Below are 15,960 nucleotides of genomic sequence, written 5' to 3' on the forward strand. Positions count from 1 at the left end.
ACGTTGGCGGCGATATCGGTGCTGATGTCCGCCGGTGCGGTTCATGCCCAGGCCCCAAGGCCCGGGGTCGCCGCGCCGCAGCTTCCCGCCGAGGACGATCTGGATCTCGATCCCATGCCGGACATCGGCCTGGACTGGCCGGATCTCGACGCGTCCGACGGGGCGCCGGCGGACCAGCCGGACGAACCCGTCGAGCCGCCACCTTTGCCCGTTCTTCCGCCGGAAGGAGAGGCGCCCGACGCCACGCCACCCGCCGCTGCCGGCCCGCCCCCGGAAAGTGAAGCGCTGGCGACGATCGATCCCGCCGCGCCGCTGCGCTACGGCGTCACGCTCCAGGGCATCGATGAAGCTGCGGACGACCTGTTCCGCTCCCGCTTCAATCAGCTCTCCGTGCTGAAGGGCGGGGAAGGCGAACGCGCGAACATCGCCCAGATCCGCCGGCGCGGCGAGAGCGATCTGGAACTGCTCGACGAGCTGCTGCGCGCGCGCGGCTATTATGACAGCCGCTCGCGCCTCCGCTTCGGGCTCGACGGCGGCACGGACCCGCGCATTGACGTCATCCTCAATGCCAATCCCGGCCAGCGATATGCGCTCAGCCAGGTCAACGTGAGCGGGCTGGAAGGCACGAGCCCGCTCGGGACGGACCTGCGCGGCCTGTTCGCGGTGAAGCCCGGCGATCCGGCCGACACCGATCGCATCCTCGCGGAGACCGACAAGCTGCGCCTGGGACTGAGCGAGGGCGGCTATCCCTTTGCCGATGTGCGTGATCCCGTGCTCACCGTTGACCACCAGCAGCGCGACGTCCAGCTCAACCTGGGCGTGAATACAGGCAGTTTCCGCCGCTTCGGGGATATCGTCGTGAATGACGATGCGCCGTTCGATGCGAGCCACATCGCGGTTATCGCGCGCTTCCAGCCGGGCGATCCCTACAACCAGAGCGACGTGACCGATCTCAATCGCGCGCTGGTCGCCACTGGCCTTGTCTCGCAAGTGACGATCACACCGGAGGAAGGCAAGGACGACCAGACGGTGGACCTCGCCATCAGCATGCGCCGCGCACGGCCGCGCACCGTCTCGGGCGAGATCGGCTACGGCACCGGCGAGGGCGCCCGGATCGAGGCGAGCTGGCAGCATCGCAATTTCTTCCCGCCCGAAGGCGCGCTCACTGTGCGCGGCGTGATCGGCACGCAGGAGCAGAGCATCATCGCTGCCGTGCGGCGCAGCAATTTCGGCCGCCGGGACCGCGTGATCAATGCCGAGGTGGGCGTGGCGAACATCAACCAGCCGGCCTATCGCGCCGTCACGGCCGGCATCGCCGCGAGCCTCGAGCGCCAGACCAACATCATTTTCCAGAAGGACTGGACCTGGTCCCTCGGCGCGGAACTGAGGATCAGCGACGAGCGCGATTTCTACGGCAGCGCGCTGGTCGAGCGGCGCAGGACCTATGTGATCGCCGCCCTGCCGACCAGCGTGATCTATGACGGCAGCGACGATCTGCTCGATCCGCGCGAGGGCTTCCGGCTCGGCGGGCGCATCTCGCCGGAAATCTCCCTGCAGGACGGCGTGTTCAGCTATGTGCGCGCCCAGTTCGATGGCAGCGGCTACATTCCTTTCAATGATCGGGTGACGCTCGCCGGGCGCATCCGGCTCGGCACTATCGTCGGCGCCTCGGCCGAGCGCATCGCGCCCACCCGCCGCTTCTATGCCGGCGGCGGCGCATCCGTGCGCGGCTATGGCTATCAGGCGATCGGTCCACGGGACATCAACAATGATCCGGTCGGCGGACGCAGTCTCGGCGAGCTGGCGCTGGAGGCGCGCTTCCGCTTCGGCAGCGCAAACCAGTTCGGCATCGTGCCGTTCGTGGACGCCGGCACGATCTCGCCCGATCCATGGCCGAGCCTCAGCGAGCTGCGCGTCGGCGCCGGCGTGGGCCTGCGCTATTACAGCAATTTCGGGCCCATCCGCATCGATGTGGGCACGCCCGTCAACCCGCAGCCGGGCGATTCCCGGATCGGCGTCTATGTGTCGCTGGGGCAGGCCTTCTGATGGTTGGCGAGCCCGATCCTCCGCTGCCGCCCGAGACGCCCGGGGAGAGCGTGGCCGCGCCGACGCCGCGCCGCAAGCGGCCCTGGCTCGGCATGGCCCTGTTGCTGGCGCTGGTCGCGCTGATGGTGGGGCTGTGGGGCGGGGTGCGCTGGATCGACAGTCCGCCGGGCCATCGCTTCCTCATTCGCCAGATCGAGGGCCTGCGCCCCGCTTCGGGCTTGCGGATCGAGGTCGGCGCGATCGAGGGCCGCGTCTTCGGGGCCATGGTCCTGCGCGACGTGCGCTTCCACGATCCGCAGGGCCGCTTCGCGCGGGTGGCGCGCGCCGATCTCGACTGGTATCCGTTCGGCTGGCTCTCCAACAGGCTGGATATCGACCGGCTGCGGATTCACTCGGCCGATCTTGACCGGCTCCCGCAGTTCAATCCCTCCACGAAGCGCGGCTCCATCCTGCCCGGGTTCGACATCCGGCTGGGCGATCTGCAGATCGACCGGCTGGGCATAGGCGCCGGCATTTCCGGCACCCGCAGGACGTTGCGCGCGATCGGCAAGGCGGACATCCGCTCCGGACGGGCCGTGATCGACCTGCTGGCGGCCTCCGCCGACACAGCGGACGTGGTGCGGATCGCGCTGGACAGCCGGCCCGACGACCGGCGCTTCGACATCGATGCGGTGGTCTATGGTCCGCAAGGCGGCATCATCACGGGCCTGCTGGGCACGCAGCGCTCGGCCGCCCTCACCATCCGGGGCGATGGCGACTGGGAGCGCTGGCGCGGCCGTCTCATCGCGCTGGACGGCGGCGCGCTCGTCACCAATCTGGCGTTGTCCGTGCAGGACGGCCGCTATCTCGCGCGCGGACCGCTGGCGCTGGTCGGGCCGCTCGCCAGCCTGCGCTCGCTTGCGCCACAGGGCAACGCGCTGCTGGATGCCGATCTGACATTCGAGCGCCGGGTCGCGCGGGGCACCGCGTCGCTGCAGGTCGCCGCGCTTCGCCTCGGCGTGGCCGGCGGAGTCGATCTCGGCCGCAACCGGTTCGACGATCTGCGGCTGGAGGCGGCGGTCGACCAGCCCGGCCGGCTGGCGGCGGGCGTCACGGGCAAGCCGCTTCTGCTGCGGGCGAGGCTGGCGGGGCCGTTCGACGACATCGCGCTCGATTATCTGCTCACGACGCCCGAGCTGCGGCGCGGCAAGACTGCGATCCTCGATCTGCGCGCGTCCGGCAAGGCGCGCCTCACCGGTGCGCGAGGCAGCATTCCCATCCGGCTCACCGCCCGCTCGCTGGCGCTGGGCCTGCAACCACTCGACGAGCGGCTGCGCAATCTCGTTGCGGAGGGGCGCATCCTGCGGGACGGCAACGCCTTGCGGCTGGCGCCCACCGCGATCCGCGCGAACGGCTTCACTGGCCAGCTCGATGGTGCGGCCGATCTCGGCGAGGGGCGCCATGCCGCCAATCTGCGCGCCGGGTTCGAGGGGCTGGAGATCCGGGGGCTTGGCCGGCTCGATCTGGCCGCCGTGCTGCGGCTGGACCGGCCGCCGCGCGGGCAGGCGAGCTTCGGCGGCACGGCGCGGGCCGCGATGCGCCGGATGGACAATGGCTTCCTGCTCGGGCTGGCCGAAGGACTGCCGGTGCTGACCAGCAATCTCGCCATTTCGCCGGACGGGGCAATCGCGTTGCGCGGCCTGCGGCTCGCCGCGCCGGGACTGACGCTCGCCGGCAACGCCACCGTGGACGGACGCGGGATGCTGCGCTTCACGGGTGAGGGCGAGCATCGCGCCTATGGTCCGCTGCAGCTGACGCTCACCGGCGATCCGAGCCGGCCGGAAGTCGACGTGCTGCTCGCCCGGCCGCTGCCGGCGCTGCGCCTCGCGAACGTGCAGGCCCATCTCGTGCCGGATGCGCAGGGCTATGCGGTGAGCGTGGCGGGCGGATCGATGCTCGGGGCTTTCAAGGGCGAAGGCGCCATCCTGCTGCCGCCGGACGGGCAGGCGCGGATCATGCTTGCCAATCTCGGCGTGAGTGACGTGGTGGTGCGCGGCGAACTCGTCCCCGTCTCAGGCGGGCTCGAGGGCGCGCTGGCGCTGTCCGGCCCGGCGGAAGGCAAGATCGCGCTGTCCATGGTGGATAGCGTCCAGAAGGTCGCGCTGGACGTGGACCTTGGCGGCGCGCGGTTCACGGGCTCGCCCGCGATCACCGTGAACCGGGGCCATGTGAGCGCGGAGATGCTGCTGAAGCCCGGCGCCGTCACCATCACCGGGGAGGCGCAGGGGCGGGGCGTGCGCGTCGGCACGCTGGCGATCGGCCGCGTCGCGGGCTCGCTCAATCTCGTCAATGGCGAGGGCACGGCCACCGTCTCGCTGAACGGCCGCAATGGCCGGCTCTTCCAGCTCCAGTCGCGCGCGTCCATCGCGGCGGACCGGATCGGCGTCGATCTGGAGGGATCGATCGACCAGCGCCCCCTGCGGCTCGACCGCACGGCGGTTTTCACGCGGGAGGCGGATGGCTGGCGCCTCGCGCCCACGTCGCTCCGCCTGCAGGATGGCAGCCTGCGTCTCGCCGGCTTCATGGGCGCCGAGGCGACGCATGTCGATGCGCGCGCACAGGGTCTGCCGATGGCCCTGCTCGATCTGGCGAACAGCGATCTGGGCCTGGGCGGCACGGCGGACGGCACGCTGGCGTTCGACTGGCCGCGCGGCGGCGTGCCGAGCGGGCGGCTGAACCTGCGCGTGAAGGGGCTGACCCGCTCGGGTCTCGCGCTCAGCTCCGCGCCGGTGGACATCGGCCTCAATGCCGAGCTGAACAGCCAGCGCCTCGCCGCGCGCGCGCTGCTGGCCCGGGGCGGCAAGGTGGTCGGGCGCGGGCAGGCGCTGGTGACGCCGCTGGGCGAGGGTTCGCTCTCGCAGCGCCTCTTCCATGCGCCGCTGCGGGCGCAGCTGCGTTATGGCGGCGATGCGGACACGCTCTGGCGCCTCACCAATGTGGAGATCGTCTCGCTGGGCGGCGAGCTGCGCCTCGTGGCCAATGCCGGCGGCACCTTGTCCGATCCGCAGATCGAGGGCACGTTGACGACGCGGGACGGGCGCATCCAGAGCCCCGTGACCGGCATGACGCTGACCGGCGTGGCGGCGCGCGGCACCTTCGCGGGATCGCGCCTCACCATCGGCGAGCTGTCCGGACGGACGAACGGCGGCGGCTCCGTCACCGGGACGGCGGCGTTCGATATCTCCGCCGAGCGCGGCATCGGCATGGACATTGATCTGCAGACCGAGCGTGCCGAGATCCTCAATCGGGACGATGTCGGCGCGCGCGTCACCGGGCCGCTGCGCATCCGCTCGTCCGGCAATGGCGGCGTCATCTCCGGCGATCTCGATGTGGTGTCCAGCCGCTTCATGCTCGGGCGCGCCTCATCCGTTGCCGAGATTCCGCAGATCCGCCTGGTCGAGCTCAACCGTTCGGGCGAGGAAGTCGAGCGCGCGCGTGCGATCGCGCCCTGGCGGCTCGATGTGCGCGCCCGCGCCGCGAACGGCCTGACGGTCGAGGGGCTGGGCATGCAGAGCGAATGGTCGGCCGACCTCACCATCGGCGGGCTCGTCACTGCGCCGGCCTTCAAGGGCATGGCGAACCTCATTCGCGGCACTTATGATTTCGCGGGCAAGCGCTTCGATCTGGAAGAGGGGCGGCTGACTTTCCAGGGCGCCACGCCGGTCAACCCGACCCTCGATATCCGCGCGACGGCGGACGTGCAGGATCTGAGCGCCACGATCACCGTTACCGGCTCCAGCCTGCGGCCGATCATCACATTCTCCAGCACGCCCGCCATGACGCAGGACGAGCTGCTCTCGCGGCTGCTGTTCGGCACCTCGATCACCAATCTCTCGGCGCCCGAGGCGCTGCAGCTCGCGTCCGCCGTCGCGGCGTTCCAGGGAGAGGGCGGGGGGCTCGATCCCATCAATGCCGTGCGCCGGGCGACCGGCCTCTCGCGCCTGCGCATCCTCCCCGCCGACACCACCACCGGGCAGGGCACGTCCATCGCGGCGGGCAAGAATATCGGCCGCGATCTCTATGTGGAGCTCATCAGTGACGGCCAGGGCTACAGCGCGACCCGCATCGAATATCAGATCACCCGCTGGCTTTCCCTGCTCTCCAGCGTCTCGACCATCGGCCGCCAAAGCGTCAGCGCACGCGTCTCCAAGGATTATTGAGCGGCGGGGGGCATGACCGACAATCCCGCTGCTGAAGTCACTCGCCGTGCGATCAGCCAGTTCGCGGCCATCGCAACCGGGATCATGTAAGCGACGAGCAGGGAATCGACAGCCAACAGCATTGCCGCTGCCCAGAAGGGGCGGCCAATGGGAAGTACCGCCAGCGCATAATGCACGATCATGAGGGGGAGCAGCGCCGCCAGCATCAGGCCCAATGCCCATCCAAAGTGACGCCATGTCAGTTGGATGGATCGCAGGAAGCCGATGCCCCCATTGCCCAGTACGGCCGCGCTCTTCCAGGCGGCAAGGCCGATATCGAGGGCGAAGCTGGTCAGCAGCAGCACGCCGAGCAGGATAGCCGCGCCTCTTTGCGAAAGGCCGGCGGCCAAAAGCAATGGCAGGCTGTCATGCAGCAGGATCAGCCAAAGCACGGCCCAGAGCAGCACCGGGATGAAAAGGCGCACCGCCCGTGGATCAAGCGTTCGCGCGGCGAGCGGATCGCTGTCGAAGGCATAGAATCGGATCGCCCAATAAGTCACGAGCGTGAGAGCAATCACCTTGAAGTGACCGAGCACCATGCGCAGGGGCGCATGTTCCGCTGCTTTCATCCTTTCCAGGCTGCCGTAGAATCCGAGCCACATCTCACTGATGTGCTGGACGAATTCGAAGGCGGCCGGGATCAGGAAGAGCAGCGGACAGAGCAAGGCATAACGCCATGCCATGCGATAAGGTTCGGTCAGAGGCATTCTGGCGAGTCCTCCCTGTCTGATGAAAAGGTCATGATGTCGCCGGGCTGGCAGTCGAGCGCTTCGCACAGGGCGGCCAGCGTGGAGAAACGGATCGCCTTCGCCTTGCCGGTCTTCAGGATGGAGAGATTGGCGAGCGTGATGCCGACGCGTTCGCTCAGATCGGTGAGGGTCATCCGCCGCGCATGGAGCATGTCGTCGAGGTGGATACGAACCGGCATCAGATCGTGCCTTCCAGTTCGTCGCACAACGCCGTCCCGACATCGAAAATTCGCGCGAGCACAAATGCGACGAGGACGCACATCCAGCCGATGATCGAGGGCCGCCAGTCCACCACATCGATGTGCCAGGTCCGCGCCCACCAGCTCAGCACGCCCGTCAGGAGATCGATGAACTGCAGCGTGAGCAGTGCCCATCCGGTGGTACGCAACCGCCGCGCATTAGCCGGCACGAACGGGGAGCCGGTGCGGACCGTGTCCAGCATCGCCGAAAGACTGCGCAACAGCCATTCAATGGGCCACACGCAGACCATGCCGATCAGCATGAGAATACGGATGAAGCCGATGACGGTGTCGACGGGAACCACAGAGCCATATTTAGCGAGCAATTGCGCAGCGAGAGCGGCATGGAACAACCAGGTGCCGAGAAGCGCGACGATCATCAGGGCGAGAAACGCGTAATTCCCCCAGCGCAGGAGACGGACAATCAGTGTCGTGCCTGCAATCAGTCTGTCACGTCGCTGCATCTTGGCCACCCTCGGAAAGAGGGCATGATATATCTGTTTATCGATAAATCAATTATTGATTATCGATATAATTGCGTTGTGTCATTTCTCCGTGGATACCGTGGTCAGCCGGTGGCGCCAGCTGCCGTGGCGGAACCAGTAGAGGCAGAGCAAAGCTGCGGCGGCATTGGCGATGGGGTAGCTCCACCAGATGCCGAGGATACCCCAGTCCGTGCCGAAGGCGATGAGATAGGCTGCCGGCATCTGGAACATCCACTGCATGACGATCGAGATCAGCATGGAATGGCTGGGGCTGCCCGCGCCGCGGAAGGCGCCGAGCAGCGCCTGCGGCACGGTGAGCACGCCGAGGAACGGAAAATAGATATAGGCGAAGGTGGAGGCGCTTGCGATCACGTCCGGTTCGCCCGGTGCCAGCGCCGTCATCATGGTCGGGACGAACGGCAGGTGCGCGAGGCCGACGAGCGTCATGCCCGCAAAGCCCAGCCAGGCGGAGAGGCGCGCGGCTTCCTCTGCCCGCGCGGTGAGGCCGGCCCCGATATTCTGGCCGACGACTGCCGCCGTGGCGATCGACAGGCCGATCATCGGCGTGAACCAGAAATGGAGCGGCCGCGAGCCCACGCCATAGGCCGCGAGCCCCAGCGTGCCGAAGCTGGCGGCCAGCGCCATGAGCAGCAGCGAACTGAAGGTGCGGATCGCCTGCTCGATGGAAGCGGGCAGGCCCAGGCTGAGGGCGAGGCGGATATGGGCGGGGTCCGGCCGGAAATGGTGTCCGCGCAAATGCAGTGACGAGCGCCCGGAAAGCAGGTGATGCAGCAGCACGAGCAGCGCGCCGATCTGGGCGATCACGGTCGCCAGCGCGGCACCGGGCACCCCCATCTCCGGGAACGGCCCGATGCCGAAGATCAGCAGCGGATCGAGCAGGGCATTGGCGATGACGCTGCCGATCTGCACCCGCATGGCGAAGCGCACTTCGCCCACTGCCTGCAGCATGGCCTGCAGCGCCATGAAGCCGAACATCGGCACCATGCCGACATAGCGGATCGCGAGATAATCCGCGGCGAGATCATGGATCGCCGGTTCCACGCCGATGAGCCTCAGCAGCGGCCCGACAGTGGCGGCGCCTGCCAGCGTGAAGGCGAGCGCCATCAGCCCCACCATCAGCAGCGTCTGCGCGGCGACATGGTCGAGCCGGTCGAACCGCTTCGCGCCCGCATTCTGCGCGATCAGCACGGCCCCGGCCGTCGAGAGGCCCGAGCCGAGCGAGATCAGCACGAAGAAGAGCGGTCCGCTGGCCGTGATCGCCGCGATGGCGGCCTCGCCGAGCCGGCCGACCCAGACGGCATTGACGATATCGAAGCTGGCCTGGGCGAGATTGGTGATGGTGATCGGCAGCGCGACGCGCAGTAGGATGCGGGGCAGGGGGCCCTCGGTCATCGTGATGCCGGCTCTCGCTTTAGCCCCCGTCGCTCTTGCCATGGCCGCGTCTCCCCCTGCGCGCCCGATCGGATGGCGGGACGGCCAGTCCGCCCTCACGGCCCTGCCGGACTTTGTCAACCGCCGCGCCGTTCTGCGCTTTCCGGATCGCGCGGATCGCGGCATATCATCCCGGCATGGAAAAGGCCCCGGCCTGCGCCGGAGCCTTTCCGTTTCACGATCCCGTGCGAAGGACGATCAGGCGAGTTCGCCGATGACCGCCTTCTTCTCCATGAATTCCTCGAGGCCGAACTTGCCGAACTCGCGACCGTTGCCGGACTGCTTGTAACCGCCGAAGGGCGAGTTGAAGTCGAGCCCGCCGGAATTGACGAACACGCTGCCCGCGCGGATGCGGGGCACGATCTTCGATGCTTCCGCCGGGTTGCCCGCAATATAGGCGCCCAGTCCATAAGGCGTGTCGTTGGCGATCTTCACGGCCTCGTCGACATCCTTGTACTTGATGACGACGATGACCGGGCCGAAGATCTCCTCGCGCGCGGGCGTCATGTCGTTGGTCACGTTGGCGAGCACGGTGGGCTTCACATAATAGCCCTTCTCGTGGCCTTCCGGCTTGCCCAGGCCCCCGGTTGCGACCGTGGCGCCTTCGTCGATGCCTTTCTGGATCAGGCCTTCGATCTTCTCATACTGGCTCTTGTTGACCACCGGGCCGATATGCGGGCCTTCGCTCAGCGGATCACCCACCGGCTTCTCGCCGAACAGGTCCGCCAGCTTGGCCACCGCTTCGTCATACTGGCTCTCGTGCACCAGCCAGCGTGTCGGCGCGACGCAGCTCTGGCCGGAGTTCAGCAGCACGCCGCCCGCGCCGGCCGGTAGCGCGAGATCGAGCGGGGTGCCGGGCAGCACGATGAAGGGCGATTTGCCGCCCAGTTCCTGGTGAACGCGCTTCACCGTATCCGCCGCGGCCTTGGCCACCATGATGCCGGCCCGGGTGGAGCCCGTGAAGCTCACCATGTCCACGTCGGGATGTTCGGCAAGGGCCTGGCCGACGGTCGGGCCATCGCCCTGGACGAGATTGAACAGGCCGGCGGGCACGCCGGCGGCGTCCAGCACTTCGGCGAAGATGGCGGCGCTGGCCGGCGTCTCTTCGGAGGGCTTGAGGATCACGGCGTTGCCGGCGGCGAGCGCGGGCGCCACCTTGGCGACGATCTGGTTCATCGGCCAGTTCCACGGCGTGATGAGCGCCACGACGCCGATCGGCTCGAAGATGACCCTGTTCTTGCCGGTGGATTCCTGCTCCTCGAAGCCCTTGAGCGCCTCGATGGTCGAGCCCAGATGGCCAAGGCCGGATCCGGCCTGCGCGGTGGACGAGGTCGAGATCGGGCAGCCCATCTCGGTGCTGATCGCGCGGGCGATGTCCGGCACGCGCTTCTGATATTCGGCGACGATACGGCCGAGCATGGCGATCCGGTCGTCCTTGGACATGCCGTAATTCGCCTCGAACGCGGCACGCGCGGCCTTCACGGCCTTGTCGACGTCTGCCTTGCTGCCCAGCGTCACTTCCGTGCACGGCTCTTCGGTCGCCGGATTGATGACCTTGTGCGGGGTTCCGCCTTCGCTCTCGACCCACTGGCCGCCGATATAATGCTTGAGGTAGCTATACTGCACGGTTCCGCTCCTGGATGACTTTGTATGCATCGCCTACATAATGGAGAGGAAGGCAATCGCAACAGACAAGCGCCATCAATTCGACATCTCGGTGGCCATAAGATGATTTTGTCTGATTTATCCCACACGTCACTGGTCCGCTAGGCCGCACTCATATTGGTGCGCTCCACAGGGGGCCGTCGGCGGCGGCTGCTCGCCGATCTGGACCCATGCGAAGGCAGGCCTGCCCGTCGGCGTGCACCAAAAGAAAAGGGCCCCGGCGCGAACGCCGGAGCCCCCCATGCAGCATTCTCGCCTGTCTGATCAGGCGCTGTAATACATGTCGAACTCGACCGGGCTGGGCGCCATTTCCCAGCGGTAGACCTCGGGCCACTTCAGCTCGATATAGGCCTCGATCTGGTCCTTGCTGAACACGTCGCCCTTGAGCAGGAACTCGTAGTCGGCTTCCAGGCTGTTGAGCGCCTCGCGCAGCGATCCGCAGACGGTGGGGACTTCGGCCAGTTCCTCGGGCGGCAGGTCATAGAGATTCTTGTCCATCGCCTCGCCGGGATGGATCTTGTTCTCGATGCCGTCGAGGCCGGCCATCAGCAGCGCGGCGTAGCAGAGATAGGGGTTGGCCATCGCGTCCGGGAAGCGGAACTCGACGCGCTTGGACTTGGCGCCGGACCCGTAGGGGATGCGGCAGGAAGCCGAGCGGTTGCGCGCCGAATAAGCGAGCAGCACGGGCGCCTCGAAGCCCGGCACCAGCCGCTTGTAGCTGTTGGTGGTCGGGTTGGTGAAGGCATTGAGGGCCTTGGCGTGCTTGATGACGCCGCCGATGAAGTAGAGGCACATGTCGGACAGGCCGGCATAGCCATTGCCCGCGAACTTGGGCTCCTTGCCTTCCCAGATCGAGATGTGAGTGTGCATGCCCGAGCCGTTGTCCTGCGCGATCGGCTTGGGCATGAAGGTCGCCGTCTTGCCATAGGCCTGGGCGACCATCATCACGACATATTTGTAGATCTGCATGCGGTCGGCGGTCTGGACCAGCGTGCCGAAGGTGAGGCCCAGCTCGTGCTGCGCGGCTGCCACCTCATGGTGGTGCTTGTCGCAGGGGAGGCCCATTTCCAGCATGGTGGTGACCATCTCGGCGCGGATGTCCGTGCAGGGATCGACGGGCGCGACGGGGAAATAGCCACCCTTGGCGCGCGGACGGTGGCCGAGGTTGCCGCCTTCATACTCCTTGCCAGTGTTGGTCGGCAGCTCGACATCGTCGATCTTGTAGTAGGACTCGTTGTAGTCATTGTTGAAGCGGACGTCGTCGAACATGAAGAACTCGGCTTCCGGGCCGACATAGACGGTGTCGCCGAAGCCGGCGGCCTTCACATAGGCCTCGGCGCGCACGGCGGTCGAGCGCGGGTCGCGGCCGTAGAGCTCGCCGGTGGAGGGCTCGACGATGTTGCAGAACAGGATCAGCATCGGCGTCGCGCTGAACGGATCGACATAGACGGCGTCGAGGTCGGGCTTGAGGATCATGTCCGACTCGTTGATCGCCTTCCAGCCCTCGATGGAGCTGCCGTCGAACATCAGGCCCTCTTCGAGCTCATCCTCGCCGAGGACGCCGGAGCACATGGTCAAGTGCTGCCACTTGCCCTTCGGATCGGTGAAGCGCAGATCGACCCACTCGATCTCCTTCTCCTCGATCATCTTGAGAATGTCTTTGGGCGTGTTGGCCATGGCGACGGTCCTTCTCTTGTCGTGAGTGTTGCGGCTGTGTCGGAAAATCAGATGGCGGCTTCGTCGAGTTCACCGGTGCGGATGCGCACGGCCTTCTCGACGGGCATGACGAAGATCTTGCCGTCCCCGATGCGCCCGGTGCGCGCCGCGCCGGAGATCGCCTCGACCACGCGGTCCACGATCCCGTCCTCGACGACGACCTCGAGCTTCACCTTGGGAAGAAAATCGACGACATATTCGGCGCCGCGATACAGCTCCGTATGGCCCTTCTGCCGGCCGAAGCCCTTGGCCTCGGTCACGGTGATTCCGGAAACACCGACCTCGTGCAGCGCTTCCTTCACATCATCGAGCTTGAACGGCTTGATGATCGCTTCGACCTTCTTCATGTCCAACGCACCCCTTATGCTTCGCGTGAAGCGCGGCGGGAAAACCCGTTCCGCCGCCTTCGATCCGCACCCCCGACGGGTCGACCGACGCGCACGACCGCGCACGGGCTGAACGCTACAGCGCCGGCTCGCGAATCACCAGAGAAGCATTGGCGGCTTTGATCGCGAATGTCGATATTGCACGGATATCAGGCATTTTCTGGCGCTCCTGCCTAAAAAATGAGCAGGTCGAAACGCGCGGATTCGGGCATGTCGGGTGGCACGCGGGGTGGCCCGGCGCGCGCGTGCGTGCAGGCTTCGGGGAAGCGGCAAGGGGCGGTTGCGGCCGGCGTGTCGCCGCCGTGGCAGGCGGCGGCCTCCGGCTCAGTAAGGCGGCTTGTGCAGGCCGCCGGGGCTCAGCGTAAAGATCTCGCAGCCATCCTCGGTGATGCCGATGCTGTGCTCGAACTGGGCGGAGAGCGAGCGGTCCCGCGTCACGGCGGTCCAGCCATCGTCGAGCATCTTCACGGCGGGCTTGCCGGCATTGATCATCGGCTCGATGGTGAAGATCATCCCGGGCCGCAGCTCCGGGCCCGTGCCGGGGCGGCCGACATGGACCACTTCCGGCGCGTCATGGAAGACGCGGCCGAGGCCATGGCCGCAGAAATCCCGGACCACGCCGTAGCGGTGCTTCTCCGCGTGGGTCTGGATGACATGGCCGATGTCGCCCAGATACTTGCCCGGCTTCGCCTGCTCGATGCCGAGCATCAGGCATTCATAAGTGACATCGACGAGGCGGCGCGCCTTGATCGGCACGTCGCCGACCAGGTACATGCGGCTCGTATCCCCGTGCCAGCCATCCAACAGCGGTGTCACGTCGATGTTGAGGATGTCGCCATCGCGCAGCACGCGGTCGCCGGGCATGCCGTGGCAAATCACATTGTTGAGGCTGATGCAGCAGCTGTACTGATAGCCATGATAACCGAGCGTCGCGGGTACGGCGCCGGCCGCCAGCGTCTTCTCGCGCACGAAATCGTCGATCTCGCTCGTGCGCACGCCCGGGCGCACGAGCGGCTCCACGGCGTCGAGCAGCTCGGCGGCCAGCCGGCCGGCCTTGCGCATCCCCTCGAAAGCGTCCGGTCCGTGCAGCTTGATGGCGGAAGTGCGGACATTGGCGATGTCCGCCGTCGGTGTCACATAAGTCGTCATGCGGGGAATATAGGCATTCCGCGCGCAGGTGGCGAGGGGCATTCGCGACGAGGCGCGCCGCAGTGGCGGGCACGACCATCAAACAGGCCAAAAAACGACGTAGCGGGGCATGCACGGCTTGGCGCGCGCGGTGCCGGGGCGTAAGCAGGCGCCATGAACGCACCGGACCGGATGATCGATGCGCGCCGCCTCTCGCTGACGGCGTCGCGCAGGGGAGCAGGCGCATGAGCGGGCGGATATGGACGGCGGCGCTGGTGGTGATCGGCGACGAGATTCTCTCCGGGCGCACGCAGGACAGGAACGTGGCGCAGATCGCCACCTGGCTCAACGTCCAGGGCATCCGCCTGCGGGAAGTGCGCATCGTGGGCGATGACGAAGGCGCGATCTGCGAGGCCGTGAACACGCTGCGCGCCCGCAACGACTATCTGTTCACCACGGGCGGGATCGGCCCCACGCATGACGACATTACAGTCGACGCGATCGCCGCCGCGCTCGGCGTGCCGGTGGTCATCCATCCGGAAGCGCGCGCCATCCTCGAGGCCTATTATGCCTCGCGCGGCGGGCTCAGCGCGGCGCGGCTGCGCATGGCGCGCGTGCCGGAAGGCGCGGAGCTCATTCCCAACAGCTATTCCGGTGCGCCCGGCATCCGCGTCGGCAATCTCTTCATCATGGCGGGCGTGCCCCACATCACGGCGGGCATGCTGGACCGGCTGACCGGCCAGCTCGAGGGCGGGGCGCCGCTGCTGTCCCATACTGTCGGCTGCTGGGTGCCGGAAAGCGAGATCGCGGACCTCCTTGGCGCGGTCGAGAAGGCGCATGAGGGATGCCAGATCGGCAGCTATCCCTTCTTTCGCGAGGGCAAGGTCGGCGCCAATTTCGTGGTGCGCGCGACGGAGCAGGCGCGAATGGACGCTTGCGTGGATGCGCTCGTCGCTGCCCTTGCGGCGGCCGGCTATGCCGTTGAGGAAGGCGGCATCTGAGCTTCAGGGCTAATCGACATCCAGCGTTGGCGGCCTGCAAATGGCGCTTTCCCGGGCTTCCGGTGCTCACGTACCTTCAATACGCTGCGCTCCGGCTCCCGAAAGATCACCATTTTCGTCACGCCATCATCTGGAGCCGAAGGCGTCCGTAGGACAATGTCGATCAGCCCTGGCGTTCCCCGTTAGCCCCGAAGCGCGCGGGCCATTGTTCCGGAATGAGACATTCGACCTCAGCCGGGATCGCTGGAATGCCACGTTTCGGCGAGTATGCCGCGCACCTCCGGCGATCCCTCCGCCGGCAACACGCTCGCTTCTTGTGCAAGATAATACAATATGTTGTATCGATAATCTCATATAATTCATGAATATTGGTGCTCAGGCCGGCGCCAGCTTTTCGGCGCACCGGCGATAATTTTCCGGGATGTGAATCCGCCCTTCGTTCGTTTCTGCACCGGAGCGGGGCTCGCAAAGGCCTCGCCCGGAAGGAGACCAACGATGAACATCAAAGCGATCATCCTCCCCCTCGCATCCCTGGGCATGGCCGCGGCTGCGACCGCCACTGTGCGCACGTCCGTCGTTCTGGACGAGGAGCGGATGGCCCGGCAGGAGGAGCGTCAAGTCATCGCGACGCCCATCGCCGGGATCGAGAACCGCTTCTGGTTCAATTATCGCACCGACATCAACGAGGCGCGCAAGGAACTGACCAGCGACCTGCGGCGCGCCAGCGATACCGAGGACCTGCGCGATGCGTGGGACGAGTATCGCCACGAACTCTCTCATAATCGCGGCCGCTATGTGAAGGAGATGGCCAAGCGCGGTTACCGCTACGGCACCGTTACCGTGGGATCCTGACGG

At 66.9% G+C, this 15,960-nt stretch carries 12 protein-coding genes; 4 read left to right on the forward strand and 8 right to left on the reverse strand.

What is annotated here, in order from left to right; all coding sequences use genetic code 11:
- Positions 1 to 3 precede the first annotated feature (3 nt).
- Positions 4 to 2,046 (forward strand): autotransporter assembly complex protein TamA, encoded by a 2,043-nt coding sequence (locus HNP60_RS05520; RefSeq protein WP_260394701.1) that lies wholly within the window; start codon positions 4 to 6, stop codon positions 2,044 to 2,046.
- Positions 2,046 to 6,245 carry a translocation/assembly module TamB domain-containing protein gene (locus HNP60_RS05525; protein ID WP_184151183.1) on the forward strand — a complete coding sequence of 1,400 codons (4,200 nt, stop codon included), beginning with the start codon at positions 2,046 to 2,048 and terminating at the stop codon, positions 6,243 to 6,245. The genes HNP60_RS05520 and HNP60_RS05525 overlap by 1 nt, the downstream gene beginning before the upstream one ends.
- Here HNP60_RS05525 and HNP60_RS05530 read toward each other — a convergent pair.
- The 8 genes from HNP60_RS05530 to map all read right to left on the reverse strand — a co-directional run bounded on the left by HNP60_RS05530 (position 6,239) and on the right by map (position 14,125).
- Complete coding sequence (locus HNP60_RS05530; protein ID WP_184151187.1) at positions 6,239 to 6,991, reverse strand: hypothetical protein; 753 nt, start codon at positions 6,989 to 6,991, stop codon at positions 6,239 to 6,241. The genes HNP60_RS05525 and HNP60_RS05530 overlap by 7 nt on opposite strands.
- Positions 6,982 to 7,212, reverse strand: a complete 231-nt coding sequence (locus tag HNP60_RS05535) for a helix-turn-helix domain-containing protein (protein ID WP_184151190.1) — start codon at positions 7,210 to 7,212, stop codon at positions 6,982 to 6,984. Before HNP60_RS05535 ends, HNP60_RS05530 begins: the two co-directional genes overlap by 10 nt.
- Entirely contained in the window at positions 7,212 to 7,736 is a 525-nt protein-coding gene (locus HNP60_RS05540) for a DUF2975 domain-containing protein (RefSeq protein ID WP_184215121.1), read from the reverse strand. Before HNP60_RS05540 ends, HNP60_RS05535 begins: the two co-directional genes overlap by 1 nt.
- A gap of 81 nt (positions 7,737 to 7,817) precedes the next feature.
- Positions 7,818 to 9,170 carry an MATE family efflux transporter gene (locus tag HNP60_RS05545; RefSeq protein ID WP_184215117.1) on the reverse strand — a complete coding sequence of 451 codons (1,353 nt, stop codon included), beginning with the start codon at positions 9,168 to 9,170 and terminating at the stop codon, positions 7,818 to 7,820.
- 237 nt (positions 9,171 to 9,407) lie between these two features.
- Entirely contained in the window at positions 9,408 to 10,835 is a 1,428-nt protein-coding gene (locus tag HNP60_RS05550) for an aldehyde dehydrogenase family protein (RefSeq protein ID WP_014075528.1), read from the reverse strand.
- Between the two features lie 303 nt (positions 10,836 to 11,138).
- Positions 11,139 to 12,551, reverse strand: a complete 1,413-nt coding sequence (gene glnA, locus HNP60_RS05555; protein ID WP_014075529.1) for a type I glutamate--ammonia ligase — start codon at positions 12,549 to 12,551, stop codon at positions 11,139 to 11,141.
- 47 nt (positions 12,552 to 12,598) lie between these two features.
- Complete coding sequence (locus HNP60_RS05560; RefSeq protein ID WP_014075530.1) at positions 12,599 to 12,937, reverse strand: P-II family nitrogen regulator; 339 nt, start codon at positions 12,935 to 12,937, stop codon at positions 12,599 to 12,601.
- 363 nt (positions 12,938 to 13,300) lie between these two features.
- On the reverse strand, positions 13,301 to 14,125 hold the full coding sequence (gene map, locus HNP60_RS05565) for a type I methionyl aminopeptidase (RefSeq protein WP_184151199.1): 825 nt from the start codon (positions 14,123 to 14,125) through the stop codon (positions 13,301 to 13,303).
- A gap of 224 nt (positions 14,126 to 14,349) precedes the next feature.
- On the opposite strand from map, the gene HNP60_RS05570 reads away from it, so the two are divergent.
- Both HNP60_RS05570 and HNP60_RS05575 read left to right on the forward strand, forming a co-directional pair.
- The gene (locus HNP60_RS05570) at positions 14,350 to 15,105 is read left to right on the forward strand and encodes a competence/damage-inducible protein A (RefSeq protein WP_184151202.1); all 756 of its coding nucleotides are present in this window, start codon (positions 14,350 to 14,352) and stop codon (positions 15,103 to 15,105) included.
- A 495-nt stretch (positions 15,106 to 15,600) separates the two neighbouring features.
- The gene (locus HNP60_RS05575; RefSeq protein ID WP_184151205.1) at positions 15,601 to 15,957 is read left to right on the forward strand and encodes a hypothetical protein; all 357 of its coding nucleotides are present in this window, start codon (positions 15,601 to 15,603) and stop codon (positions 15,955 to 15,957) included.
- The last annotated feature ends 3 nt before the right edge of the window (positions 15,958 to 15,960 follow it).

The sequence above is a fragment of the Sphingobium lignivorans genome, assembly GCF_014203955.1.
GTDB classification, from domain to species: domain Bacteria; phylum Pseudomonadota; class Alphaproteobacteria; order Sphingomonadales; family Sphingomonadaceae; genus Sphingobium; species Sphingobium lignivorans.

Bases quoted from the DNA above. Each gene is read 5' to 3' on its own strand.
- HNP60_RS05545 (WP_184215117.1), bottom strand. From the start codon at position 9,170: ATGACCGAGGGCCCCCTGCCCCGCATCCTACTGCGCGTCGCGCTGCCG.
- HNP60_RS05535 (WP_184151190.1), bottom strand. From the start codon at position 7,212: ATGCCGGTTCGTATCCACCTCGACGACATGCTCCATGCGCGGCGGATG.
- HNP60_RS05525 (WP_184151183.1), top strand. From the start codon at position 2,046: ATGGTTGGCGAGCCCGATCCTCCGCTGCCGCCCGAGACGCCCGGGGAG.
- HNP60_RS05540 (WP_184215121.1), bottom strand. From the start codon at position 7,736: ATGCAGCGACGTGACAGACTGATTGCAGGCACGACACTGATTGTCCGT.
- HNP60_RS05530 (WP_184151187.1), bottom strand. From the start codon at position 6,991: ATGCCTCTGACCGAACCTTATCGCATGGCATGGCGTTATGCCTTGCTC.
- HNP60_RS05570 (WP_184151202.1), top strand. From the start codon at position 14,350: ATGAGCGGGCGGATATGGACGGCGGCGCTGGTGGTGATCGGCGACGAG.
- map (WP_184151199.1), bottom strand. From the start codon at position 14,125: ATGACGACTTATGTGACACCGACGGCGGACATCGCCAATGTCCGCACT.
- HNP60_RS05560 (WP_014075530.1), bottom strand. From the start codon at position 12,937: ATGAAGAAGGTCGAAGCGATCATCAAGCCGTTCAAGCTCGATGATGTG.
- glnA (WP_014075529.1), bottom strand. From the start codon at position 12,551: ATGGCCAACACGCCCAAAGACATTCTCAAGATGATCGAGGAGAAGGAG.
- HNP60_RS05575 (WP_184151205.1), top strand. From the start codon at position 15,601: ATGAACATCAAAGCGATCATCCTCCCCCTCGCATCCCTGGGCATGGCC.